Annotated in this window: 24 protein-coding genes; 13 read left to right on the top strand and 11 right to left on the bottom strand. The window is 67.2% G+C overall.

Translation table 11 applies throughout. The features are described 5' to 3' along the window. The first annotated feature begins 9 nt into the window (after positions 1 to 9). Genes EH231_RS19635 through EH231_RS19625 form a run of 3 tightly spaced genes read left to right on the top strand, consistent with a single transcriptional unit; the run spans position 10 to position 2767 of the window. Complete coding sequence (locus EH231_RS19635) at positions 10 to 789, top strand: metal ABC transporter ATP-binding protein (protein ID WP_090430862.1); 780 nt, start codon at positions 10 to 12, stop codon at positions 787 to 789. Continuing rightward, the gene (locus EH231_RS19630) at positions 789 to 1655 is read left to right on the top strand and encodes a metal ABC transporter permease (RefSeq protein ID WP_090430496.1); all 867 of its coding nucleotides are present in this window, start codon (positions 789 to 791) and stop codon (positions 1653 to 1655) included. The genes EH231_RS19635 and EH231_RS19630 overlap by 1 nt, the downstream gene beginning before the upstream one ends. A gap of 11 nt (positions 1656 to 1666) precedes the next feature. Then, positions 1667 to 2767: an Rv3575c family transcriptional regulator gene (locus EH231_RS19625; protein WP_090430498.1), complete on the top strand. Its 1101-nt coding sequence runs from the start codon at positions 1667 to 1669 to the stop codon at positions 2765 to 2767. On the opposite strand, the gene otsB is transcribed toward EH231_RS19625, so the two are convergent. Then, positions 2764 to 3513 carry a trehalose-phosphatase gene (otsB, locus tag EH231_RS19620; RefSeq protein ID WP_124713124.1) on the bottom strand — a complete coding sequence of 250 codons (750 nt, stop codon included), beginning with the start codon at positions 3511 to 3513 and terminating at the stop codon, positions 2764 to 2766. The two genes, EH231_RS19625 and otsB, sit on opposite strands and share 4 nt — an antisense overlap. A gap of 3 nt (positions 3514 to 3516) precedes the next feature. Continuing rightward, positions 3517 to 4194 (bottom strand): cholesterol catabolism transcriptional regulator KstR, encoded by a 678-nt coding sequence (gene kstR / locus EH231_RS19615; RefSeq protein WP_029108285.1) that lies wholly within the window; start codon positions 4192 to 4194, stop codon positions 3517 to 3519. A gap of 201 nt (positions 4195 to 4395) precedes the next feature. Here kstR and EH231_RS19610 point away from each other — a divergent pair, with 201 nt between their 5' ends. Beyond that, positions 4396 to 6528, top strand: coding sequence for an acyl-CoA dehydrogenase family protein (locus tag EH231_RS19610; protein WP_124713123.1), 2133 nt, complete (start codon positions 4396 to 4398; stop codon positions 6526 to 6528). A 75-nt stretch (positions 6529 to 6603) separates the two neighbouring features. On the opposite strand, the gene EH231_RS19605 is transcribed toward EH231_RS19610, so the two are convergent. Further along, on the bottom strand, positions 6604 to 7221 hold the full coding sequence (locus EH231_RS19605) for a TetR/AcrR family transcriptional regulator (RefSeq protein ID WP_124713122.1): 618 nt from the start codon (positions 7219 to 7221) through the stop codon (positions 6604 to 6606). A 60-nt stretch (positions 7222 to 7281) separates the two neighbouring features. Here EH231_RS19605 and EH231_RS19600 point away from each other — a divergent pair, with 60 nt between their 5' ends. After that, the gene (locus EH231_RS19600) at positions 7282 to 7797 is read left to right on the top strand and encodes an Rv1443c family protein (protein WP_124713121.1); all 516 of its coding nucleotides are present in this window, start codon (positions 7282 to 7284) and stop codon (positions 7795 to 7797) included. Here the strand turns inward: EH231_RS19600 and EH231_RS19595 are convergent. Next, positions 7726 to 8295 (bottom strand): hypothetical protein, encoded by a 570-nt coding sequence (locus EH231_RS19595; protein ID WP_164481220.1) that lies wholly within the window; start codon positions 8293 to 8295, stop codon positions 7726 to 7728. The genes EH231_RS19600 and EH231_RS19595 overlap by 72 nt on opposite strands. Positions 8296 to 8323: 28 nt before the next feature. Then, on the bottom strand, positions 8324 to 9391 hold the full coding sequence (locus tag EH231_RS19590; RefSeq protein ID WP_090430510.1) for a ferredoxin--NADP reductase: 1068 nt from the start codon (positions 9389 to 9391) through the stop codon (positions 8324 to 8326). A gap of 168 nt (positions 9392 to 9559) precedes the next feature. Here EH231_RS19590 and hsaA point away from each other — a divergent pair, with 168 nt between their 5' ends. The 6 genes from hsaA to EH231_RS19560 all read left to right on the top strand — a co-directional run bounded on the left by hsaA (position 9560) and on the right by EH231_RS19560 (position 15796). Then, entirely contained in the window at positions 9560 to 10750 is a 1191-nt protein-coding gene (gene hsaA / locus EH231_RS19585) for a 3-hydroxy-9,10-secoandrosta-1,3,5(10)-triene-9,17-dione monooxygenase oxygenase subunit (protein ID WP_044520783.1), read from the top strand. A 3-nt stretch (positions 10751 to 10753) separates the two neighbouring features. After that, a complete protein-coding gene (gene hsaD, locus EH231_RS19580) occupies positions 10754 to 11620 on the top strand; it encodes a 4,5:9,10-diseco-3-hydroxy-5,9,17-trioxoandrosta-1(10),2-diene-4-oate hydrolase (protein ID WP_055117946.1) in 867 nt (288 codons plus the stop codon). Between the two features lie 3 nt (positions 11621 to 11623). Further along, positions 11624 to 12523, top strand: a complete 900-nt coding sequence (gene hsaC / locus EH231_RS19575; protein ID WP_090430512.1) for an iron-dependent extradiol dioxygenase HsaC — start codon at positions 11624 to 11626, stop codon at positions 12521 to 12523. A 28-nt stretch (positions 12524 to 12551) separates the two neighbouring features. Beyond that, positions 12552 to 13121, top strand: coding sequence for a 3-hydroxy-9,10-secoandrosta-1,3,5(10)-triene-9,17-dione monooxygenase reductase subunit (hsaB, locus tag EH231_RS19570; RefSeq protein ID WP_090430514.1), 570 nt, complete (start codon positions 12552 to 12554; stop codon positions 13119 to 13121). 173 nt (positions 13122 to 13294) lie between these two features. Further along, the gene (locus tag EH231_RS19565; protein ID WP_241177773.1) at positions 13295 to 14782 is read left to right on the top strand and encodes a hypothetical protein; all 1488 of its coding nucleotides are present in this window, start codon (positions 13295 to 13297) and stop codon (positions 14780 to 14782) included. A gap of 174 nt (positions 14783 to 14956) precedes the next feature. Beyond that, entirely contained in the window at positions 14957 to 15796 is an 840-nt protein-coding gene (locus tag EH231_RS19560; protein ID WP_090430518.1) for a mycofactocin-coupled SDR family oxidoreductase, read from the top strand. Here EH231_RS19560 and EH231_RS19555 read toward each other — a convergent pair. After that, positions 15789 to 16382 carry a TetR/AcrR family transcriptional regulator gene (locus EH231_RS19555; RefSeq protein WP_124713120.1) on the bottom strand — a complete coding sequence of 198 codons (594 nt, stop codon included), beginning with the start codon at positions 16380 to 16382 and terminating at the stop codon, positions 15789 to 15791. The genes EH231_RS19560 and EH231_RS19555 overlap by 8 nt on opposite strands. 142 nt (positions 16383 to 16524) lie before the next feature. Between EH231_RS19555 and EH231_RS19550 the strand changes: the two genes are divergently transcribed. Both EH231_RS19550 and EH231_RS19545 read left to right on the top strand, forming a co-directional pair. Further along, the gene (locus EH231_RS19550; protein WP_234927306.1) at positions 16525 to 16761 is read left to right on the top strand and encodes a ferredoxin; all 237 of its coding nucleotides are present in this window, start codon (positions 16525 to 16527) and stop codon (positions 16759 to 16761) included. A 3-nt stretch (positions 16762 to 16764) separates the two neighbouring features. Then, the gene (locus EH231_RS19545) at positions 16765 to 18060 is read left to right on the top strand and encodes a cytochrome P450 (RefSeq protein ID WP_090430522.1); all 1296 of its coding nucleotides are present in this window, start codon (positions 16765 to 16767) and stop codon (positions 18058 to 18060) included. On the opposite strand, the gene EH231_RS19540 is transcribed toward EH231_RS19545, so the two are convergent. From EH231_RS19540 to EH231_RS19520, 5 genes are all read right to left on the bottom strand, one after another. Then, positions 18041 to 19279 carry an NAD(P)/FAD-dependent oxidoreductase gene (locus tag EH231_RS19540; RefSeq protein WP_090430524.1) on the bottom strand — a complete coding sequence of 413 codons (1239 nt, stop codon included), beginning with the start codon at positions 19277 to 19279 and terminating at the stop codon, positions 18041 to 18043. The two genes, EH231_RS19545 and EH231_RS19540, sit on opposite strands and share 20 nt — an antisense overlap. Then, positions 19276 to 20676, bottom strand: coding sequence for an NAD(P)/FAD-dependent oxidoreductase (locus EH231_RS19535; RefSeq protein WP_090430526.1), 1401 nt, complete (start codon positions 20674 to 20676; stop codon positions 19276 to 19278). Before EH231_RS19535 ends, EH231_RS19540 begins: the two co-directional genes overlap by 4 nt. Further along, a complete protein-coding gene (locus EH231_RS19530) occupies positions 20673 to 22103 on the bottom strand; it encodes an FGGY family carbohydrate kinase (protein ID WP_090430528.1) in 1431 nt (476 codons plus the stop codon). Before EH231_RS19530 ends, EH231_RS19535 begins: the two co-directional genes overlap by 4 nt. Continuing rightward, positions 22100 to 23623 carry an amino acid permease gene (locus tag EH231_RS19525; RefSeq protein WP_090430530.1) on the bottom strand — a complete coding sequence of 508 codons (1524 nt, stop codon included), beginning with the start codon at positions 23621 to 23623 and terminating at the stop codon, positions 22100 to 22102. Before EH231_RS19525 ends, EH231_RS19530 begins: the two co-directional genes overlap by 4 nt. An 85-nt stretch (positions 23624 to 23708) precedes the next feature. After that, positions 23709 to 24488 (bottom strand): DeoR/GlpR family DNA-binding transcription regulator, encoded by a 780-nt coding sequence (locus EH231_RS19520; protein ID WP_090430532.1) that lies wholly within the window; start codon positions 24486 to 24488, stop codon positions 23709 to 23711. Positions 24489 to 24535 lie beyond the last annotated feature (47 nt).

Raw genomic sequence — 24535 nt, 5'->3', positions numbered from 1 at the left:
CCAGGGCCGATGCCTGCCGATGCCGTGGATCCCCCTGCCCTCGTCTTCGATGACGTCAGTGCCGTGCGCGGGGGACGGCTGATCTGGTCGGAGGGCACCTTCGAGATCCCGACCGGTGGCATCGTCGCGCTGATCGGCTCCAACGGGTCGGGCAAGTCGACGATGCTGCAGGTCATGCTGGGCCTGCTGCCCGCGGCGTCGGGCTCGGTGCGGGTGCTCGGCGGCGCACCCGGTGAGCACAACGACCTGATCGGCTACGTCCCACAGGATTACGCCGCAGGCGCGGGCGAGGCCATCCGGGCCCGGGGCGCGGTGACCCTCGGGCTCACCGGGCGGCGGTGGGGCTTCACCCGAACCTCGACCGCCGACCGGGCCCGGGTCGACGAGGCCCTGGCGTGGGTCGAGGCCACCGGGTTCGCCGACATGCGGCTGTCGGAACTGTCCGGAGGGCAACGCCAGCGCATCGCCCTGGCCAATGCCCTTGTCGGACATCCGAAGATGCTGATCCTCGACGAACCGTTGGCCGCGCTCGACCTGCGCAATCAGCACGAGATCGTGCAGCTGCTGGCCCGGCTCAACCAGGACCTCGGCGTGACGATCCTCGTTGTCGCACATGACCTCAACCCGCTGCTGAGCGTGCTCGACAGCGCCATCTATCTGCTCGACGGGCACGCCCACCACGCGGCCATCGACGAGGTGGTGGATGCCGAGTTGCTGACCCACCTGTACGGCACCAAGGTGCAGGTGGCCCACACCCCGCTGGGGCAGATGTACATGAGGAGCGTGTGATGTCGGCGGGTCTGCAGGCTGCGGGCACATTCGCGATGGGCTATCAGCACAACTGGTGGCAGATCCTGACTTCGGCGTTCATGCGGAATGCGTTGATCGGCGGCACGCTGGTGGCGCTGGCCGCCGGGCTGATCGGCTATTTCGTCATCGTGCGCAACACCGCTTTCGCCGCCCACGCTCTGGCCCACATCGGTCTACCCGGGGCCACCGGTGCGGCGCTGCTCGGGCTTCCGGTCGGGTTGGGCCTGTTGGCGTTCTGCGTCGGCGGAGCCCTGGTGATCGGGGCGCTGGGCAGCCGGGCCCACGATCGCGAGGTGGCCACCGGCACGGTGCTGGCCCTGGCCACCGGTTTCGGTCTGTTCTTCAACTCGTTGGCCACCAAGAACTCGTCCACGCTGACCAACGTGCTGTTCGGCAACCTGCTGGCCATCACGCATCAGCAGTTGCTGAACTTCACCGCGCTGCTGCTCTTGTTGGCAGCCACGGTCGTATTCGTTTTCCGCCCATTGCTGTTCGCGTCCGTCAACCCGCAGGTGGCCGAGGCCAAAGGGGTGCCGGTACGCGTGCTGTCGGTCCTGTTCATGGTCCTGCTGGGGATCGCGGTGACGATGGCGGTGCTGGCGGTGGGCACGCTGCTGCTGTTCGCGCTCGTCGTCACCCCGGCCGCCACGGCAATCATGGTGACTGCCCGGCCGATCCTCGCGATGGCGATCTCGACCGGCATCAGCGTCGTTTCGGTGTGGGCCGGGCTGGCGGTGTCCGCAATCTTCAACATGCCGCCGAGCTTCGTGATCGTCACGATCGCCTGCGGATTCTGGCTGGCGGTCTGGACGGTTGACCGGGTGAGGAATTCAGCAATCCACTAGCCTCGGAAAGCATGCCAAGGAGTCCCCACCCGCCACGGCGGGCCACCTTGGCTTCGTTGGCGGCCGAACTGAAGGTTTCTCGCACCACCATCTCCAACGCCTACAACCGTCCTGACCAGTTGTCCGCCGAGCTCCGCGACCGGATCTTCGATGCGGCCAAGAGGCTGGGCTATGCCGGGCCGGATCCGGTGGCGCGCTCGCTGCGGACCCGCAAGGCCGGCGCTGTGGGGTTGATCATCACCGAGGCGCTCAACTACTCGTTCAGTGATCCCGCCGCGTTGGATTTCGTTGCCGGACTTGCCGAATCCTGCGAAGCGGTGGGGCAGGGGCTGCTCCTGGTGGCGATCGGGCCCAACCGCAGTTTCGAGGACGGTTCGGCGGCGGTGCTGGCGGCGGGCGTCGACGGGTTCGTGGTGTACTCGGCCTCCGACGACGATCCGTACCTGCCGGTGGTGCGTCAGCGTCAGTTGCCGGTCGTGGTGGTGGATCAGCCCAAGGATGTTCACGGGGTGTCCCGGGTCAGCATCGACGACCGCGGCGCGATGCGGCGGCTGGCCGAACATGTACTGGATCTGGGCCATCGGGACATCGGTCTGCTGACCATGCGGCTGGGTCGCGACTGGCCGCACGAGAGTACGAAACCCGCACTGGCAGATCCGGATCGGGTGTTGTCGCCGCATTTCCATGTGCAGCGCGAGCGGATTCACGGTGTGTACGACGCGATGACGGCCGCCGGACTGGCACCGGACAGGCTGACGGTGGTGGAGAGCTACGACCATCTGCCGACATCCGGAGGGGCGGCCGCCGAGGTGGCGCTGGACGCCGATCCCCGCATCACCGCGCTGATGTGCACCGCCGATGTGCTGGCCCTGTCAGCCATGGACTATCTGCGCTCCCGCGGTATCTACGTGCCGGGGGAGATGACGGTGACGGGTTTCGACGGGGTGCCGGAGGCGTTGCGCCGCGGTCTGTCCACGGTGGTGCAGTCCAGTTTGGCCAAGGGACGCCGCGCCGGCGAGTTGCTGCACAATCCGCCGCGGTCGGGGCTTCCGGTGACCGACGTGCTCCCCACCGAGGTGGTGCGCGGGCGGACGTCGGGCCCGCCGGCCTAGTTCGCCGCGCGCACCTGCAACAGGTACTTCAGCGCTGCCACAACGTCTTCGGGCTCGTCGACCCGGTACCCGGCCAGGGTCTCGCCCGGTCCCACCTTGACACCGACGTCGCCGTCGCGCAGCCGGCGGAACGCCTTCTCGTCGGTGACGTCGTCGCCGAAGTAGATCACCGCCGACGCGCGGTACTGGTCGCGCAGGATGTCGATCGCCTCGCCCTTGTCGGTGGTGATCACCGCGAACTCGAGCACGGCCTTGCCCTTGGTCAGCTGCACATCCCACGCTTGTGCGGATCGGAGTGCCTGCGCGGACGCGGCTTCGGCGTCGCCGGGGTCGGCGTTGCGGACGTGCAGGGCCACGCTCGCGGGTTTGAGTTCGACGGTCACGCCCGGCCGGACCGCGGCGATCGCGGTGAGTTCGGTGGCGATCGTGTCGAGCAGGACGCGGTCGATGGGGTGGGCGAACCCGGAGTCGAATTCGGCGCCGTGGCTGCCGACCATGTGCACGGCCGCGGGCATCCCCGACAGCTCCCGCAGCACCTCCAGCGCGCGGCCGGAGATCAGGGCCGTCGAAGTGTCACGACATTGCGACAGCGCCACGAGTGCTTCGGCACCCTCGCGCAGCGGGCGCGCGTCGGCGGGGTTGTTGACGATCGGGGCCAGGGTGCCGTCGAAATCCGAGGTGATGAGCAGCCGTGGGACCTTGGCGGCCCGGGTCAGTGCGTCCTGAAGGTCGGCGGGAAGGCTCACCCGCTAGATCTTAGGTTTGTCCTCGGCGCCGATCAGCAGCCGCACGGCCAGGTCGAGTCGCTTGCTGACGTCGGTGGCAGAGGCCCGTCGGGTCAGCCAGGCCAGCAGGTTGGACAGCCACACGTCCGAGATGACCCGGGCGATGTGGTACTGGTCCTCGGTCGGCTCACCGTCGCTCATGGCCCGGGCGAACATCGAGTCCATCAGCTTGCCGACGTGGTCGACCTCGCCTGCGGCGGATGCGTCGGCGAAGACGAAGGCCCGAGTCATGGCCTCGGTGAGCAGCGGGTTGCGCTGCATGGCCCGGTTCAGCTTGCCGACCATGAAGCTCAGCCGCTGGTAGGGGGTGCCGCCGGCGAGTGCGGCGCGGTCGGTCTTGGCGTCGATGCGCTCGAACTCCCGGCCGAGAGCGGACACCAGGAGGTGGACCTTGGAGGGGAAGTAACGGTAGAGCGTGCCGACTGCGACATCGGCACGCTCGGCCACGGCGCGCATCTGGACGGCCTCGTAGCCGCCCTTGGAGGCGATGGCCAGGGTCGCGTCCAGGATGCGCTTGCGGCGCTCCCGCTGTGCTTCGGAGCCGAGTTCGGATTCGGCGAGGACTGCCACGTTCAGAACCTCACGCGGTCGGGTGTCCGACCCGGACGATTCGCTGCCTGCCTGCTGTGGTGCGCTGGACATGCGGTGTGTGGCCCCCTCTCGACGCGTACCTCATCGAAAACGATACGCACGGCGATCTCCTTCTACGCACCTCCGCGCCGGTAAACACACGGACGTGTCCTGCTGTGATGCGGGTCGACTTGACGGTCGAACACTGTCACCATTAGAACACGTTCTAGTGGGAAGCACGGACTTCTCGCTTTAGGGGCTAGGAGGTCCACCATGTCCGGCGCGTCTGCGACGATCACCGACGAGCAGTTTGCCGCCCGTGACCTGGTAAGGAGCTGGGCTGGTGCAACCGATACCGCCGCGGCGGTCCGATCAGGCGAACATGATGCCGATGCATGGCGCAGGCCGTTCCAAGGTCTCGCCGAACTAGGCATCTTCAGCGTTGCCGTTCCGGAGGGGCAGGGCGGGGCCGGCGGCACGGTCGAGGACCTGTGCGCGATGGTCGACGAGGCCGCTGCCGCGCTGGTGCCCGGTCCCGTGGCCACCACGGCCCTGGCCACCCTGATCGTGACCGATGAGGCCGTGCTCGAGGCCTTGGTGTCGGGTGAGCGCACCGCCGGTGCGGCGCTGGAGGCGGACCTGACGCTGTCCGGCGGCGACAAGGTTTCGGGCATCGCCGAGTACGTCCTGGGCGCCGACGCCGCCGGGGTGCTGCTGCTGCCTGCCGGGGACCGCGTGGTTCTGGTCGACGGGAGTGCCGCCGGCGTGAGTGTCGAACTGCTCACCGCCACCGACTTCTCCCTGCCACTGGCCCGGGTCGTGCTCGATTCGGCGCCCGCGCAGGTGCTCGAGGTCTCACGGCAGCGGTTCGAGGACATAGCCGCGACCGTGCTGGCGGCCGAGGCCGCCGGCCTGGCGCGCTGGACCCTGCAGACCGCCACCGAGTACGCCAAGGTGCGCGAGCAGTTCGGCAAGCCGATCGGCAGCTTCCAGGCGGTCAAGCACATGTGTGCCGAGATGTTGCTGCGCTCCGAGCAGATTTCGGTATCGGCGGCCGACGCGGCGCGCGCGGTGTCCGAATCCGATGACTCGCAGCTGTCGGTCGCCGCCGCGGTGGCGGCTGCCGCGGGCATCGACGCCGCCGAGGTCAACGCCAAGGACTGCATTCAGGTGCTCGGCGGTATCGGCATCACCTGGGAGCACGAGGCGCATCTGTATCTGCGTCGCGCATATGGGATTTCGCATGCACTCGGCGGCCGGCGCCGGTGGATCCGCCGGGTCTCCGCACTGACCCAGCAGGGTGTGCGGCGTGAGCTGCGCATCGATCTGGACTCGGTGGCGGGTCTGCGCCCGGAGATCAGTGCCGCGGTCGCCGAGGTGGCCGCGCTGCCGGTGGAAAAGCGCCAGGTGGCCCTGGCCGAGTCCGGGTTGCTGGCCCCGCACTGGCCACGTCCCTACGGCCGCAACGCATCTCCGGCCGAGCAGCTGCTGATCGACCAGGAGCTCGCCGCGGCCGAGGTGGAGCGCCCGGATCTGGTGATCGGCTGGTGGGCGGTGCCGACCATCCTGGAGCACGGCAGCCCCGCCCAGATCGACCAGTTCGTGCCGGCGACCCTGCGCGGTGACCTGGCCTGGTGCCAGCTGTTCTCGGAGCCGGGCGCCGGGTCCGACCTGGCCGCCCTGCGCATGAAAGCTGTTCGCGCGGAAGGCCCGAACGGTGAGCCGGGCTGGAAGTTGACCGGCCAGAAGGTGTGGACCTCGGCCGCGCAGAAGGCGCACTGGGGCGTGTGCCTGGCGCGTACCGACGCCGATGCCCCGAAACACAAGGGCATCACCTACTTCCTGATCGACATGAAGACGCCGGGCATCGTGATCCGCCCGCTGCGGGAGATCACCGGTGACGAGCTGTTCAACGAGGTCTTCTTCGACGACGTGTTCGTGTCCGACGAGATGGTGGTGGGCACCGTCAACGACGGCTGGCGGCTGGCCCGCACCACGCTGGCCAACGAGCGGGTGGCGATGGCCGGCGGGACTGCGCTGGGCAATCCGATGGAGGAACTGCTCCGCACCCTCGGCGCGAAGCCGGACGTGGACCCGGCCGATCTGGACCGCCTCGGCGAGTTGATCCTGACGGCTCAGGTGGGCTCTCTGCTGGATCAGCGGATCGCCCAGCTGGCGGTCAGCGGTCAGGACACCGGGGCGCAGGCCAGCGCCCGCAAGCTGATCGGTGTGCGCTACCGCCAGACGCTGGCGGAGTTCCGGCTGGAACTGTCCGACGGCGGCGGTGTGGTGCGCAACCGCGAGGTGCACGACTTCCTCAACACGCGCTGCCTGACGATTGCCGGTGGCACCGAGCAGATCCTGCTGACCGTCGCCGGTGAGCGGTTGCTCGGCCTGCCGCGCTAGGACTACCTCCGCGAGCAGACGCGCAGGTACCCGTGAAGTGTCATTTTCGGGTACCTGCGCGTCTGCTCGCGCGGGTTAGTGACCCCGGAGGTACGCCGACAGCATCGCGACGATGCCGTCCTCGAGTTGTTCGGCATCGGCGGGCTTCTCGCATGCCAGCAGTCGGTGTGTCAGCGACTCGACGGTCGCGACCACCATGCGTGCGGCGAATGCGGTGTCGGCCACCGTCACGGCGGAATGGCTGTCCAGCAAGGCTTTTGCCGCGCTGACGGCGTCCTCTTCGGTGTGGTGCAGCCGGTTCAGCAGGCCCGGCGATCGAGGAGCCTCTTCGAACAGCACGCGGTGCAGGCGGGTGTCATCGCGGTGGTTGTCGATGGTCGCCCGGGCGAACAGCCGAAGCAGGTCTTCGAGTGATTCGGGCAGGCCTTCGGCCGTGCGCTCGCGCAGCAGCGCCGCACCGGCGTCGACATGCGCGTCGGTGAGCGCCGACAGGATCGCGTCCTTGTTCGGGAAGTACTGATACAGCGAGCCGATCGACAGATCCGCTGCTTCGGCGATGCGGTTGGTGGTGCCCGCGGCGTACCCGTACTCGGCGAAAACGCGAGCCGCCGCGTCGAGGATGGCCTGCCGGGTCTCGACCGCGCGTTGCTGTCTTGGCTGCTTACGGGGCCGGAATCGGTCGGTCGGGGTCATCGTCGCCTCCGCACGAAAAGCGAGTAGTCAGCCGCTGCGCGGCTCTCGAGAATTGGTGACATGCAGCGCATCCACGTTGAAACGATTCTGCCCGCCGACACCGAACGGGTCTGGCAGGCCATGCAGCAGGTCCCGACATTTCTCTACGTCTGCCGCGGTCTGTTCGGCGTGCCGGCTCTGGCCGGCCGTACCGAACCGTTCCGGGCCGGAGACCGGGGCACCGGTTGGCTGTTCGCCTTCCACCTGATCCCGGCCTACCGGCACACCATCGAGGTTCTCGAAGTCGACGACAGCATCCGCACGATCCGCACCCACGAGCACGGCGGGGTGCTGCGCTCGTGGGACCACACCCTGCACGTCGAACCCGTCACCGATCAGTCGTGCCGGTACAGCGACACCGTCGAGATCGACGCCGGCCGACTCACTTCCCTGGTGGTGATGCTTGCCCGCGGGATCTACGCCTACCGGCACCGCCGGTGGCGCAAGCTCGTGGACAGGCACATGTCAGAAGCCGGTCTGGGTGCAGGCGGTCGGCGTGGTCAGGTTGACCCCTCCGAAGACCACCTGGATCACTGAGCAGATGATGAACTGGTCCTTCGTGTTGGGCTGGCCGGTCCGCCACTCGGTGGGGGTCGACACACCCTCGATGCGGAACCGTTCGATCGGTCCGCCGCCGAAGTAGGTCGCCGAGATCTCGACCTTGTTGACCGACCGGTACAGCTTGGACAGCACGTTGTCGTGGTTGGAGCCCTTGATCTCCCGGGGCATCCCGGCCGGCGCGCTGTAGGAGGCCTCCTGCCAGGTGTCCTTGTTCGTGCTGCGCAGCGTGATGGTCTGCCGCGCCCACGCGTCACCCGGGAAACCGATGGGGCCGTCCGGTGTGAGCAGGTTGGCCTGCGTGTTGAACGTGCACTGTGTGCCCGCGCAGTCGGCGTTGACGTGCATCTCGATCGTGCCCTGGGGACTAGGGATCGAGGTGACGGCCGAGTTCGCGGCCGCAGTGGCCGACGCGGGGAACGTCAATGCCGCCGCGGTCAGCGCCGCCGCCGCGCTCGCTGCGAAGAGCCTGTTGATCGTCATCGTCAAGAAAGGTATCCGCTCGTTACTCGTCGTAGGTGACTTCGACCGAATCCGACACCGGCGTGGCCTGGCAACCCAGGATCAGGCCTTCGTCGAGATCGGAGGGTTCGAGCACGTCGTTGATCTTCATCTCGACGTCTCCGGACTTCTTGAGCACCGCGCATGCGCCGCAATGGCCTTCGCGGCAGGAGAACGGCGCGTCCAGGCCCTTGTCCAGCAGGACGTCGAGCAGCGTGGCCGACCGCGGCCAGCGGACCTCGTGGGTGGTGCCGTCCAGGGTGACGATCGCGGTGGCCGGCCCCTGATCGCTGTCGTCTTCTTCGATGACGACGGCGGCGAACGGATCGGAGTCCAGCGACTTGAACACCTCGATGTGGATGCGCTCGTCGGCGGCACCGGCCTGCTGCAGCGCCTGCTCGGCCGCGGCCATGAACGGTCCGGGCCCGCAGATGAAGGCCTCGCGAGCGGCATAGGGCGCGACGAGCCCGGCCAGCGCGGCGGGGCTGGGCAGCCCCTGCACGGTCTCCAGCCAGTGCACGACTGTGAACCGGTCGGGGTACTTGGCGGCCAGTTCGCGCAGGGTCGCGCCGAAGATGACCGAGTTCTCGTCGCGGTTGGCGTAGACGAGGACGACGTTGCCGCTGCCCTCGGCGAGCGCGGACTTGCAGATCGCCATCATCGGGGTGATACCGCTGCCCGCGGCCAGCAGCAGGAAGTCGGTGTCGAGATTCTTGGGCACGAACGTCCCGGACGGGGCCAGCACGTGCATCCGCATCCCGGCGTGTGCGTTGTCGCACAGCCAGTTTGACGCATAGCCGTCGGCGGTCCGCTTGACCGTGACGGTCAGCTGATCGTCGGTCACCGGCGAACTGGACAGCGAGTAACAACGGGCCACCGAGCCGGTGCGATCGCTCGGTACCCGCAGGGTCAGGAACTGCCCCGGGGCGTAGCGGAGTTTTTCGGAAGGGATCACCGGGTCTCCTGGACCGCTCGGTACGCAGAACACCAGGGACCGCGCGTCGGCCGTCTCCTCGATGACCGCACTCACCTGCAGTTCGAGGACATGGCTGCCCAGTGGCTCATCAGTCACGGCCGGACCCTTTCTTCGCTCATAACTAGAACATGTTACAAAAACGTACTTGCCCTGGTCCAGCCCACCATTGCAAGGCGCTACTCGACACAAATCGTAACGTGTTCTAATCTCTGTCTAGGCGGTCAGCTCGCGCTTATCGCAGTCCGAATCTTGGGAGGCATTTCCGTGACATCCATTGAACAGCGTGACGTGCAGGCGGTTCTGGCCGGCATCGATGAACTGCTGCCGACGCTGCGTGAGCGCGCTCAGGAGACCGAGGATCTGCGCAAGCTGCCCGATGCGAACGTGAAGGCGCTGGAAGACATCGGTTTCTTCAAGCTGCTGCAGCCCGAACAGTGGGGTGGCCTGCAGTGCGACCCTACGGTCTTCTACGAGGCGGTCCGGCGCCTGGCCAGCGCCTGCGGTTCCACCGGCTGGGTGGCCGGCATCATCGGCGTGCACAACTGGCACCTGGCCCTGTTCGATCAGCAGGCTCAGGAAGATGTCTGGGGCGAGGACACCGCGGTTCGGATCTCCTCCTCCTACGCCCCGATGGGTGCTGGTGTGGTGACCGAGACCGGTGACGGCTACATCGTCAACGGTTCCTGGAACTGGTCCTCGGGTTGCGACCACGCCACCTGGGCGTTCCTGGGTGGCCCGGTCATCAAGGACGGCCGGCCGGTCGACTTCGGCAGCTTCCTGATCCCGATCAGCGACTACAAGATCGACGACGTCTGGAACGTGGTCGGTCTGCGCGGCACCGGCAGCAACACCGTCGTGGTCAAGGACGCTTTCGTGCCCAAGCACCGCTTCCTGTCCTACAAGGCGATGAACGACGGCACCGCCGGCGGCTATGAGACCAACACCGCTCCCGTGTACAAGATGCCTTGGGGCACAATCCATCCCACCACCATCTCCACCCCGATCGTGGGCATGGCCTACGGCGCCTACGACGCGCACGTCGAGCATCAGGGCAAGCGTGTCCGTGCGGCCTTCGCAGGCGAGAAGGCCAAGGACGATCCGTTCGCGAAGATCCGGATCGCCGAGGCGGCCAGCGACATCGACGCCGCCTGGCGTCAGCTGTCCGGCAATGTCGCCGAAGAGTACGCGCTGCTGGTCGCCGGCGAGGAGATCCCGTTCGAGCTGCGGGCCCGCGCCCGTCGCGATCAGGTGCGGGCCACCGGCCGGTCGATCGCCTCGATCGACCGCCTCTTCGAGGCTTCGGGTGCCACTGCGCTGTCCAATGACGCTCCGGTGCAGCGGTTCTGGCGTGATGCGCACGCCGGTCGCGTGCACGCGGCCAACGATCCCGAGCGCGCCTACCTGATCTTCGGCAACAACGAGTTCGGCCTGCCCCCGGCCGACACGATGGTCTGATACATGACCGCGACGCAGGAGATCACCTTCGAATCCACCTCCCGGTACGCCCAGGTCAGAGATGACATGCGGCTGCACTACCACGAGGCCGGTGACCCGAACGCGCAGACCATCGTGCTGTTGCACGGCGGGGGCCCCGGCGCATCGAGCTGGTCGAACTTCGGCCGCAACATCGCGGTGTTGGCCGAGCACTACCACGTGCTCGCGGTCGACCAGCCCGGCTACGGGCACTCCGACAAGCACACCGAGCACGAGCAGTACAACCGCTACAGCGCCAAGGCGCTGCTCGGGCTGTTCGACCACCTCGGTCTGCAGGGCCGGATCCCACTGCTGGGCAACTCGCTCGGCGGCGGCACCGCGGTCCGCTTCGCGCTGGACTACCCGGACCGGGCGGGCAAGCTCATCCTGATGGGCCCCGGCGGACTCAGTGTCAACCTGTTCGCGCCGGACCCGACCGAGGGCGTCAAGGCGCTCGCCAAGTTCAACTTCGAACCGACGCGCGAGAACCTGGAAGCCTTCATCCGGATCATGGTGTTCGACCAGAAGCTGGTCACCCCTGAGCTGGTCGACGAGCGGTTCGCGATCGCCAGCACGCCGGAGTCGCTGGCCGCCACCCGGGCGATGGGCAAGTCGTTCGCCGGTGCGGACTTCGAGCTCGGCATGATGTGGCGCGAGGTGTACAAGCTGCGTCAGCCGGTGCTGCTGATCTGGGGCCGCGAGGACCGGGTCAACCCGCTCGACGGCGCACTGGTCGCGCTCAAGCAGATTCCGCGGGTACAGCTGCACGTCTTCGGGCAGTGTGGACACTGGGCTCAGGTCGAGAAGTTCGACGAGTTCAACAAACTCACCATCGATTTCCTTGGGGGTTAACAGATGAGCATCAAGGCACTGGGCTACATGCGCATCGAGGCCACCGACGTGGCGGCATGGCGTCAGTTCGGCGTGAAAGTGCTCGGCATGGTTGAGGGCGAGGGGGCCATCCCCGACGCGCTCTACCTGCGGATGGACGATTTCGCGGCTCGCCTGGTGATTGTGCCCGGCGATCAGGACCGGCTGTTGATCTCCGGCTGGGAGGTCGCCGATGCACCCGCGCTGCAGAACGTGCGGGAGAACCTGTCCAAGGCGGGAGTCGATTTCGTCGAGGGCACCAAGGATGAGATCCGCGAGCGCCGGGTCGAGGGCCTGATCCGGTTCTCCGACCCTGCCGGCAACGTGCTCGAGGCGTTCTACGGCGCGCAGTACCTGGGCCGCCGGTTCGTCAGTCCGTACGGCCACAAGTTCGTCACCGCTGAGCAGGGTCTCGGGCACGTGGTGCTGACCTGCAACGACGACGCGGCAGCGCAGGCGTTCTACCAGGACGTGCTGGGCTTCAAGCTCCGCGACTCGATGCAGCTGCCCCCGCAGCTCGCGGGCCGCCCCGCCGACGGCGATCCGGTCTGGCTGCGTTTCTACGGCTGCAACCCGCGCCACCACGCGCTGGCGTTCATGCCGATGCCCAACCCGACCGGCATCGTGCACCTGATGGTCGAGGTGGAGAACTCCGACGACGTCGGCCTGTGCCTGGATCGCGCCAACCGCCGGAACGTGAAGATGTCGGCGACGCTGGGCCGGCACATCAACGACAAGATGCTGTCCTTCTACATGAAGACCCCGGGTGGGTTCGACATGGAATTCGGTTGTGAGGGACTCGAAGTCGAGGACGAGAGCTGGATCGCCCGGGAGAGTGTCGGGATCAGTCTCTGGGGCCACGACTTCTCCGTGGGCTTCAAGTGACAGTGACGAGCGCTCGCGCGAGGAACAGATGACCAGCACTCAGCCGATCGACCCGCGTACGTTCCGAAATGTGCTCGGCCAGTTCTGCACCGGCGTCACCGTCATCACGACGTTGCACGATGACGTGCCGATCGGCTTTGCCTGCCAGTCGTTTGCGGCACTGTCGCTCGACCCGCCGCTGGTGCTGTTCTGCCCCACCAAGCAGTCGCGGGCCTGGCAGGCCATCGAGGCCAGTGGGAAGTTCTGCGTCAACATGCTGCACGAGAAGCAGCAGCATGTGTCAGCGCAATTCGGCTCCAAGGCGCCGGACAAGTTCGCCGGGATCGACTGGACGCCATCGGAACTCGGCTCTCCGGTGATCGACGGCAGCCTCGCCCACATCGACTGCGATGTGCACTCCGTGCACGACGGCGGTGACCACTTCGTGGTGTTCGGTGCGGTGCACTCGTTGTCCGAAGTCCCCAAACGCAAGCCCCGGCCGCTGCTGTTCTACCGCGGCGAGTACACGGGTATCGAGCCGGACAAGAACACCCCGGCGCAGTGGCGTGACGATCTGGATGCGTTCCTCACCGCCACCACATCCGATACCTGGCTCTGACTTTTCATCGTTGACACAGACTGGGCCCCCTCCAACGGAGGGGGCCCAGTTCGTGTGCCCAGCGCATATTTACGCTGCAGGAAGTCAGGGTAGGCATACCTATTGATATTTAGGGAAAGCTAAGCTAATTTTTGGTCGTTCCTCAGTCAACTATCAGCTTTCAGGGAGATTTTGTGCCTCAACCTGCCCTCTCCTCCGGCGCCGCCCCTGCGGTGAGCCGGAAGGATCGGTTCCTCATTGCCGGCGTCGCCATGGTGAGTGCCAGCGCCATCGCGGTGACCCCGGTTGCCCAGAACCCGACGATCCTCCAGCAGGCCCAGACCCTCGCCTATGACCTGACGGCGACGATGGACGCCACCGCGTCACCGGTCGACGTCTACGGGACGCTGTTCAGCAACACCTTCAGCAACCTCGAGTTGCTGGGCTCCGCGATCGCAGCTAATCCGGCACCGTTGCTGAACCAGGTGCTGGAGAACCAGCTGGGCTACGCGGCCAAGTTCGGCGCGGCGTTCGAGGCCATCCCCACCAACCTGCAGAACTGGTACAACGGCCCCAACGGGCAGGCGCGGTTGGCGCAGGCGCAGGCCGCCCTTGAGGCCGGAGACATCGGCGAGGCATACCGCTGGTTCAACCACTCCATGCTGTACGCGTTCCAGGGCGCCTTCGGTTCGCTGATCGCTCCCGGGTTCATCCTCTCGGGCATTCCGCGCGGCGGAACCGAGTACCTGGCCGGCATCCCGGAGCAGATCGCGCAGAACGTCACGAACCTGATCGCTGCCACCTTCACCTCGAGTGTCGTCGTCAGCGCCGTGTTCCAGGGTGCCTTCGCAACGGTCAGCGGTCCGGTGTTCGAGCTCGCGCGCGTTGCCGAGGCGATCAGCACCACCGTGGCCGCCGGAGATATCCAGGGAGCCTTCAACGCCGTCGTCAACACGCCGGGGATCCTCGTCAATGCGGCGCTCAACGGATTCAAGTACTCCGACCCCGACCCCGAGACGGGCACCGGCGGCTACACCGAGTGGCCGGCCCTGCTCACCTGGGCCGAGCCCGGCGAGCAGGGGGGCGCCCGGGTGGTCGCGGGTCTGCTGCAGAACCTGCTGGTGAACATCCCCAAGACCCTCGCCAATGCCATCGACAACACCCCGGAGGCCGCTCCGACGGCGGTGCCGACGAGCGTCTCCGCTCAGCTGGTCTCCGCGGTTACGCCCAAGGCGGCGTTGACCGAGTCGGTCGTCGAGTCGGTCGTCGAGTCGGTCAAGGAAGCGGCCCCGGCCGTCGAGGCGCCCAAGGCTGAGAGCCCGGCTGTCGAGTCCCCGAAGGTCGAGACCCCGGCCGTCGAGGCAGTGAAGGTCGAGACGCCGGCGGCCAGTGTCGTTCCGGCAGTGGCGGATGAGGCTGCCACCGAGGCTGCCACGACGCCTGCGACGCCCAAGTCGGTCACCGCCGATACCAAGGCCACGGGCAAGACCAAGGTCACGGACCGGATCAAGGCCAAGATCAGCGAGGCCAAGGAAGCCCGGCAGGCCAAGGCCAAGGAGACCAAGGAAGCCAAGGCCAAGGCCAAGGAAGCCAAGTCCACCGAGTCCAGCAAGTCCAAGGGCTCCAGCGACTCCAAGGGCTCCAGCGACTCCAAGGGAAGCTCGAGCTCCTCGTCCGAGTAGATCGCGCTGCGCGTAGCTGGGCCTCATCCGAAAGGGTGGGGCCCAGTTTCGTGTCGGCCCGCCAGCGCCGGCGCTCCCGCCGATCCCTGATCGATCGCTCAAATCTGCTCTTGACAGCCCTGCGGGTTCATTGTTTGATCAATCGATCAAACAATGGCGTCGAGAGGATTTCGTATGGCTGGCAGAGTCGAGGGGAAAGTCGCCCTCGTTACCGGGGCGGCGCGCGGGCAGGGGCGCAGCCATGCGCTGCGATTGGCGCAAGAGGGTGCCGACATCATCGCCGTCGACGTCTGCAGCCCGATCACCGATACCAGCGCGATCCCGGCGTCGACCCCGGACGATCTGGCCGAGACCGCTGACCTGGTCAAGGGTCTGAACCGCCGGATCGTCACGGCGGAGCTCGATGTGCGGGACTTCGATGCGCTCAAGGCCGCGGTGGACAGCGGTGTCGAGCAGCTGGGTCGCCTCGACATCGTGGCGGCCAACGCCGGTATCGGTAACGGTGGCGATGTGCTGCACGAGACCAAGGAATCCGACTGGGACGACATGATCGGCGTCAACCTGTCGGGGGTCTGGAAGACCGTGAAAGCTGCGGTGCCGCATCTGATTTCCGGCGGCAGGGGCGGATCGATCATTCTCACCAGCTCGGTCGGCGGGCTCAAGGCCTACCCGAACACCGGTCACTACATCGCGGCCAAGCACGGCGTGATCGGTCTGATGCGTAGCTTTGCGGTGGAGTTGGGCCAGCACTCGATCCGGGTGAATGCGGTGTGCCCGACCAACGTGAACACCCCGATGTTCATGAACGAGGGCACGATGCGGCTGTTCCGTCCCGACCTGGAGAACCCGGGTCCCGACGATATGGCCGTGGTCGCCCAGCTCATGCACGTGCTTCCGATCGGCTGGGTGGAGCCTGTGGATATCAGCAATGCGGTGCTGTTCCTGGCTTCCGACGAGGCCCGCTACATCACCGGCCTTCCGGTGACGGTGGACGCTGGGAGCATGCTCAAATAGCAGCTCCGCCGGTGCCGAACCGGCGCAGGAACCGTTCGACGAAGGCGCGGAACTCGGCGTGGCCCTCGGTCACGCCGACCGCCTCTTCGTTGCACAGGCTGCGGGCGGACTGGGTGAGCAGCATCGACATCACGACGGGCGGGAACTCATCCATGTCCACACCGTGGGCGCGGAGTACGCCGGCCATGGCGGCGGCCTCGATGTCGCGGACGCGCTCGGAGTAGGCCTTGAGCTCGACGCCGATCGCCTTGCGGTGATTGGCCAGCGCCATGAACTCGGTGTTGAGCCCGGTCACCCGCGAGTCGGAGTTGATCAGCCACAGCGCTCGCAGCGGATCGTCGGTGCTGATGGCGTCGCGCAGCCGGGTCAGGGCCGCGTCGGCGCCGCTGCGGAGTACTGCGATGTACAGGTCGTCGAGGGTGTCGAAGTAGTAGTACACCAGCGCCGACCGCACGCCGGCCACGGCCGCGATTCGCCGGGTGGTGGCCGCGGCATACCCCTCGTCGCGGATGACCTGGGCGGTCGCCTCGATCAGGCGCTTACGGGTGCCGGCGTCCTTGTCCTTGGTCGATCGCGTCGCCGGCATCAGTGCAGACTCCGAAAACCATTGCCCGACAACGGATATTTCTGATCGTGCGAGATCCTTGACCGCCGAAGGTCGGGGGTGGTAAGCATGAGCCATCCTAACGGTTTGATCGATTGATCAAATTCAGAACTGAGGAAAACCGATGCCCGAAGACATGAGCACGACCCGGGTCCAGGTGGACGCCGGTCTGTGCGAGGGGCATGCACTGTGCATCCAACTTGCCCCTGAGGTGTTCGACCTGTCTGACGACGAGGTGGCCGGCGCCGCCCCGGCGGACGGCCAGTGGGATCAACGTACCTGGGACAACGTCAAATCCGCCGTCGACGCCTGCCCGCGCCAGGCGATCAGCCTGCTCAACACCAGCACGAAAGGCCAGTGAGCCATGACCGATCTCGCCTCCGTCGACTACTTCACCGACCCGGCCGTCGCGCAGGATCCGTACGAGTACTACGAGTACCTGCGCAGCAACGGGCCGGTGTTCGCCGAACCGCACCACGGTGTGGTCGCGGTGACCGGCTACCAGGAAGTCATGGCTGCCTTCAAGGATCATGCGTCGTTCTCGGCCGTGAATGCCATCGGCGGTTTGTTCCCGCCGCTGCCCTTCGAACCCGAGGGTGACGACATCAGTGAGCAGATCGAGGCGCACCGCCATCTGTTCCCGATCCACGAGCACATGGTGGTGATGGACCCGCCGCAGCACGAGCGGGCCCGTTCGCTCCTGAGCAAGCTGCTGACGCCGCGGCGGCTCAAGGAGAACGAGGACTACATGTGGCAACTGGTCGATCGCCAACTCGACCGGTTCATCGACCCCTCTGGTGCGGCCGGGAAATGCGAGTTCCTCTCCGAGTACGCCAAACCCTTTGCCACCTCGGCGATCATCGACCTACTGGGCGTTCCCGAGGAAGACCGCCCCGAATTCCTTGCCGCACTGGGCGCCGAGCGGCCGGAGGGTAACCGTGTCGGGGCCCTCGACGGTGAGCCCGTCGGGCTCGACCCCCTGCAGTATCTGGACGACAAGTTCGCCGGTTACCTCGCCGAGCGCAGACGCGAGCCGCGCGGAGACGTGCTCTCCGGCATGGCCACCGCGACGTATCCCGACGGGTCGACGCCCGAACTGCTCGAGGTGGTGAAGCCGGCCACGTTCCTGTTCGCCGCAGGCCAGGAGACCGTCACCAAGCTCCTCACCGCCGCTGTCCAGACCCTCGGTGACTACCCGGAGTATCAGCAGACACTGCGCGAGAACCCCGACGGCATTCCGACTTTCATCGAGGAAGCGCTGAGGATGCACTCGCCGACCAAGATCGATTTCCGGCTCGTCCGCAAGACCACCACCCTCGGCGGGGTGCACCTGAAGGCCGGGACCATCGTCATGCTGTGCCTGGGTGCGGCCAACCGCGATCCCCGCAAGTTCGACGATCCACACGAGTTCCGGCCAGATCGCAAGAACGTCCGTGAACACATCGCTTTCGGCCGGGGCATCCACACCTGCGCCGGGGCGCCGCTGGCCCGGGTCGAAGGACAGATCACCGTCCGTCGCCTCCTGGACCGTATGCGGGACATCGGGATCGATGAATCCGCCCACGGCCCGGCCGGACGACGGAACTACAACTACGAGCCGACGTTCCTGCTGCGGGGTCTCACCGAACTCAACATCACGTTCACCCCAGCGAAAGGCTGACCGGTCCGCCGCGGTGATCGACCGCGTCGAGGATGCTGGACGGCACCCTGAACACCCGGCCCGGTGAGGCCGGCCACGGCAGGGTCTTGCGGCCGACGACCTTTCCATCTTGGCGTGCAACCACTCTCGGGATGCGCACCAGGCTGTCGGTCCATAGCAGCAGCCGATGCCGCGCGGGTGCGGGATCGCCCGGCCTCAGCAGGCCCGGGGCGACCCAGCGCAGCGGGGCTGCGGCTTCGATGCGGATCGCCTGGTTCGGGGTGGGCGCACCGTCTAGGTAGCGACGCACCTGCGCGGCCACGTGACGGCCGTCGAGCGCGGCGATGTCGGCGGTGTCCACCGGGTGCAGCAGATTGCCGATCGCGAACACCCCCTCCCGGCTGGTCCGCAGCGCGGTGTCGACGACGGGCCCCAGGCTGCTCGGGTCCATGTCGAGGCCGGCGGAGCGGGCCAGCTCATGGTCGGGAATCCAGTCGCCGGTGAAGACCACGGTGTCGCAGGCCACGATGCGGCGTTGCCCGGTCCGCGTGTTCTCGACCTCTACGCCGACGACGACGCCCTTGCCGATGATGCGGGTCACCCGGGTGGTGGTGGCGACCTCGACGTTCATCAGCGGGGTCCGGCCGGCGATGTTGAACATCGCGTAGGACTCGGGTGACGGGTATTCGCTTGTCATCAAAGCGGTTTCGCATCCCGCGTGCTTGAGGGTAAGCACCGCCGAGTAGCTGACCAGTTCGGCCCCGACGATGACGGCCCGCTTGCCCACACTGCGGTGCTGCAGGTGCACGGTGTTCTGCAGCTGCCCGGTGGTGTAGATGCCACCGGGCCGGTCGCCGGGGATCATCCGGGCCGGGCGGGCCCGCTCGCGGGCACCGGTGGCCAGGATGACCGCACGTGCGTCGAGGCGTTCGCGCCCGTCGGGCGAGGTGAGCTCAAGGGACCTGTCGCCGGCCCAGCCGGTGACCATGGTGGCCGTCCGGATCGCGGCCCCGGCCGCTGTGGCCTCGCGGACCAGGCGGCGCGCGTAGGCCGGCCCGCCGATGAACGTCTTCATGTCGCGGATGCCGTAGCCAGGATGGTCGCTGTGCCGCGGAATGCCTCCGGCTTCGGATTCGCGTTCCAGCACAACCACATTCAGGCTTGAGTCGCGGGCCAGCTCGGCCGCGGCGGTAAGACCCGCGGGCCCGCCGCCGATGATCGCGACGTCGTAGGTGCTCACTGATTGCTCTCCTGAGATTCCCGCTCGAAGACCGACTGCACCTCGGCACCGCAGAAGAATGCCTGGCAACGACCGTTCATCACGCGGGTGCGTCGACGCAGGCCTTCCAGGGCCGCGGGTGGGATGACGGAATGGCAGGCATCGCGCAGTTCACCTTCGGTGACCCGTTCGCAGAAACACACGATCCGGCCGTAGGCGGGGTCGGCGGCGATCTTCTCGGCCTGCTGATAGGGACGGGGGAATGCCTCGCCGAGATTGGGCATCTGCGGCGGGTCGGGCAGATCGACGGCCGGGGTCAGCTCAAGGCCGGCCGAGACCAGTTGATCACGGGCGTATTCCGCGATCGCCATGCCCGCGGTCAGGCCGGTGGACCGGATGCCGCCGACCAGCAGGTAATGCTGCGCCGGATCGGCTTCGATCAGGTAGTCCCCGTGGTCGATCGCCGCGCGCAGCCCGGCGTAGGTCGCGGTGACCTCCTCGGCAAGGAGTCGGGGCATCAGCGCGCGACCCTTTTCGAGCAGGAACTCGAATCCGCTCTCCGAAGTGCCTGTTGCGCCGCGGTCGGTGAGGTCCTCGGAGGTGGGGCCGAGCATGACGTTGCCGTAGATGGTGGGGCTGACCAGAACGCCCTTGCCGCGCGAGGTCGGCACCGGCAGCACGATCTTGTCGACCAACGGTCGGGCCAGCTTGTCGTAGACGATGAGCTCGCCGCGGCGCGGGGTCACGGTGAATCGGGAGAAGCCGAACAGGTTGTCGATGACATCGGCGCCCAGACCGGCCGCGTTGACCACCCATCGGGTGCGCACAGTGCCCGCGGAGGTGTGCAGCGTGGTGACCTCGGCACCGGTCTCGACGCGCTCCACCCGGTGATCGGTCAGCAGGGTGGTGCCCCGGTTGACGGCGTCGGTGGCCAGCGCGAGGTTGACCGTCCAGGTGCAGATGATCGACTCGTCAGGCACGGTGAGTCCGCCGAGGGCGCCCGGCCCCAGGTCAGGAACCGCGGCGTAGACGGCTGCGGAATCGACGATCTCGCACCGGTGATACCCGTTGGCCTCGGCCTTCTCTTTCAACCCCGGTAGGGCATCGAGCTGTTCGTCGTCCCAGGCCACCAGGATGGCGCCGGTGTGCTCGACCGGGATCCCGGTGTGGGCCGCGTAGTCGGAGAGCAGTTCGTAGCCGCGGCTGACCATGGTGGATTCCAGCGTTCCGGGTTTGGCGTCGAACCCGGTGTGCAGGATCGCCGTGTTGGCCTTGCTGGTTCCGTCGCCGACATCGTCGCGGGCTTCGAGCAGCGCAACCGACAGTTGGTATCCGGACAGCTCACGCGCTATGGCTGAGCCGACGATGCCGGCTCCGATGACCACGACGTCAAAGGCGTCGGAGGTCGGGGTGTTCATGAATTCTCCTGGTGATACGTGGTTTCGGCCAGCTCTCGCCAGGCCGAGCGGAATTCGGCGGCGCGCGCCGGGCTCCACCGGGGTTCGTAGCAGGCCGACGGGGTCCAGTCGGCGACGACGTCGGACACCGACTTCTCGGGTGCCAGGCTGAGCCGCGCCAGCGCGGCAGCGCCCAGCGCGGTGGCGTGCGCTGAGGGATACACGTCGACGGGCACCTGCAGGATGTCGGCGCAGGCCTGCATCAGGACCGTGGACTGGGTCAGCCCGCCGTCGGTACGCAGCCGGGTCAGCGGCGGTGCGTCGGCGTCGATCGCCGACACCAGTTCGGCGACCTGTGCGGCGATGCCCTGCAGTACCGCCAGCACGATGTGGCCGCGCCCGGTCGACAGGGTCATGCCCGAGATCGTCGCGGTGGCTTGCGATTTCCACCATGGCGCGGCAAGGCCCGCCAGCGCGGGCACGCACATCACCCCGCCGTTGTCGGGTTCGGCGATGGCATCCATCTCCGCGGCTCCGCTGATCACGCCGAGCGAGGTGAGCCATTTGACGGCCGATGCGGCGGTGTAGACCTGGCCGTCGATGCAGAACGAGTCGATGCCGCCGACCCGCCAGGCCACCGACGAGGTCAGACCCGTGGTCGAGCGCACCGGGGTGGTCCCGGTGTTCGACAGCAGGAAGGCACCGGTGCCGAACGTGCACTTGGCCATGCCGGGTTCGAGGCACGCCTCGGCCAGCAGCGCGGCCTGCTGGTCCACCACGATGCCGCCGACCGGGACATCCGATCCGAAAGCCGATGTGGTGCCGATGATCTCGTCGTTTGCGGCGATTCGGGGCAGCCGTTCGCCGTCCAGCCCGAACACTGCGAGCAACTCGTGGCTCCAGTCCCGGCCGCCCAGTTCCACGGCCGCCGAGCGGCTGGCAGTGGTGGCGTCGGTGACGAACTCGCCGGTGAGCTGGTGCAGCAGCCACGTGTCGGATGTTGTTACGACACTGCCGGCCGCGGCTCCCATGTTGCGGCGCAGCCAGGCCATCTTCGGCGCCGAGAAGTAGGGGTCGAGCACCAATCCGGTTCGGGCGGCGAGCATGTCGGCATGTGCGCCGAGGTCGGCGCACAAGGCCTCGGCCCGGCGGTCCTGCCATACGATGGCCGGGGTCAGCGGCTTGCCGGTCCCGGGATCCCAGGCCAGCACGGTCTCGCCCTGATTCGCCAGCGAAACCGCGTCGACAGGGCGGCCGGCCTCGTCGAGGGCGGCGCGTCCGGCGCCGAGCACGGACTCCAGCAGTTCTGCCGGGTCCTGCTCGACGCCGCCGCCGTCGAGGTAGCGCGGGTGGACAGCGACCTCGGCAACGCCTACTACACCCTCTTGGGGATCGACAACGATCGCCTTGGTGCCCGAGGTGCCTTGGTCGATGGCCAGTACCGTCATTTCACGGCGTCCTCGGTATCGCCTGCGACATGGTCCAGTTCGGCGTCGATCGAGGCCAGCTCGGGCATCTTCAAACCCTCCTTGCCTCGGGTGACCAGCAGGTAGCCGAGGTAGACCGCACCGATCGCCACCATTGCCAGGACGTACAACCAAGGATCCTTGAAGGACGCGTCGCGGAACAGCGACAGTTCGAACACCAGCCACACCACGGCGATCACCAGGACCGGAATCTCCCAGCGGCCCAGGCTGAATCCGGCGCTGGCGGGCAGCTTCTTGCGGGTCGCGATGTAGAGCGCGATGGTGATGGCGTAGATGGATGCGGGCAGCAGAGTGGCCGCGGAGAACAGCTTGAACAACGCGTCGGTGCTGGTCGAGAAGATCCCGAGGATCACCGCCGAGGTGGCTGCCATGAACACGGTGGCATTGGCCGGGGTGCGGAACCGCGGCGAGACCTTGTGCAGCAACTGCCATCCCGGGAAGCGCTGATCGCGCGACATCGCCCAGACCAGGCGCACGCCGCTCATCAGGATCACCAGGCCGCAGGCGAAGATCGCGACCGCCACCAGCACCAGCAGCGCGGTGCCGACGAAGGAGCCGAGGATGTCACGGATCACGTCGGCGATCGGGGTGCCCGACTGGGCCAGCGTGGTCGGATCGTTGACGGCGGCGGTCACCACCAACAGGAACAGGAAACCCAGCACGCCCGAGGCCAGCACGGCCTGCCACATTGCGCGCGGCACAACGATTTCGGGCTTCTTGGTTTCCTCGGCCAGATTCGCGGCGGACTCGAAGCCGACGATGGTGAAGGCGCCGAGCAGGAAGCCGAGCATCCACGGGCCCACCGAGGTGGCGGTCCCGAAGCTCCAGTACCCCTCGGCCGGGATGTCACCCCGGGAGAACAGGTTGCCGACCGACAGCTTGTGGGCGACCACACCCACGACGAACAGCAGGACCACCAGGGCGACCATCCCGATCAGCTCCGCGGTGACGGCGAAGTTGTTGACCCGCTCGGTCCATTTGGTCGACAGTCCGACCAAGATGGCCTGCAGCAGCAGCACCGCGGCGGTGATCTCGAATGACGTCAACGGGGTTCCGGTGAAGTCGAACAATGCGGGCACCACGGTGGCCGCCACGGTGTAGTCCACCGCGACGACGACGATCGCCAGGAACGTGAACGAGATCCACCCGGTGATCCAGCCGAGGATGGGGTTGGCCAGCCGCGACACCCACTGGTACGCGTAGCCGGTCACCGGGATGCGGGCGGCCAGCGAGCCGAGCAGCAGGGCCACCGCCACCTGGCCGACGATGACGATCGGCCAGGTCCAGATGCCCATCGGGCCGGAGCTGTTGAGCACGCTGCCGTAGGTGGTGAAGATGCCGGTGGCGATCGAGACGAATGCGAACGCCACGGCGAAGGAGGCGAACTTGCCGGTGCCGCGTTCCAGGGTCTCGGTATAGCCGTATGCGGACACGTTTTCGGGGCGGCTCGGTGGTGTGGGCGGTGTGGAAGAATTGGGCATGATCGGGCTTTCTGAGGGAAATTGACTGTTTCGCGATGATGAGGCTCGGTCCGCGGGCGACGCTGCAACGTCGCCCGCACCCGTTTCAGGCGCTTGCCGGCCGCGCCGGCATGACCACACCTCCCGTCTCTTCGAAGGCCGCTGCAACGGCCGGATCGGTGTTCTGGTCGGTGATCAGGCCGTTGACGGCGCTCAGATCGCACACCCGATAGGGCGCTACCTGTCCGAGCTTGGAGGAGTCGGCCAGGATGTAGCTGCGCGCGCTGTTGGCGATGATCGTGCGGCGTACGTCGATCTCGTCGAGATGGAAGTCGGTGAGCCCGGCCGCCGCGTCCACGCCGCCGGAGCCGAGCAGGGCGATGTCGGCGTAAATGTCGGTGAAGAACGCCTTGGTGTGTGCGTTCGAGCAGGCCAGGTCGCCGGCCCGGACCCGTCCGCCGGCCAGCAGCAACTGGATTCCGGGGCGGTCGGCCAGCTCGATCGCGACCGGCAGCGAAGGGGTGATCACGGTGCCGGTGAAGCTGCGGGGGATGGCGTGGGCGACGGCGACGGCCGTGGTGCCGATGTCGATGATCACGGTCTGCCCGTTTTCGAGCAGTCCCGCAGCCACCCGGGCCAGCTGGGCCTTGGCCTGGTGCCGGATCATCGTGCGCTCGGAGTACGGAGGCTCGATGGGTCGGTGGTCGGCAACCGCCGCGGCGCCGCCGTGAACCCGGCGCAACGCTCCGCGCTCTTCGAGAAAGGCCAGGTCGCGGCGGACCGTCTCGGCCGATACCCCGAGGCGGCGGACGAGTTCGTCCGTGCTGACCGCCTGCGCGGTGCCTACCGCCTCGACGATCGCCTCATGACGCTCAACCGGCAGCACGGCTGACCGTCAATGTGGATTTCTGACCGAACATGACGGTTATTGTG

Origin of the sequence: Mycolicibacterium nivoides (assembly GCF_003855255.1) — a bacterium.
In the GTDB taxonomy this organism is placed as follows: domain Bacteria; phylum Actinomycetota; class Actinomycetes; order Mycobacteriales; family Mycobacteriaceae; genus Mycobacterium; species Mycobacterium nivoides.
The sequence above is the reverse complement of the archived record's forward strand: the minus strand, read 5'-3'. Positions and strand labels throughout refer to the sequence as shown.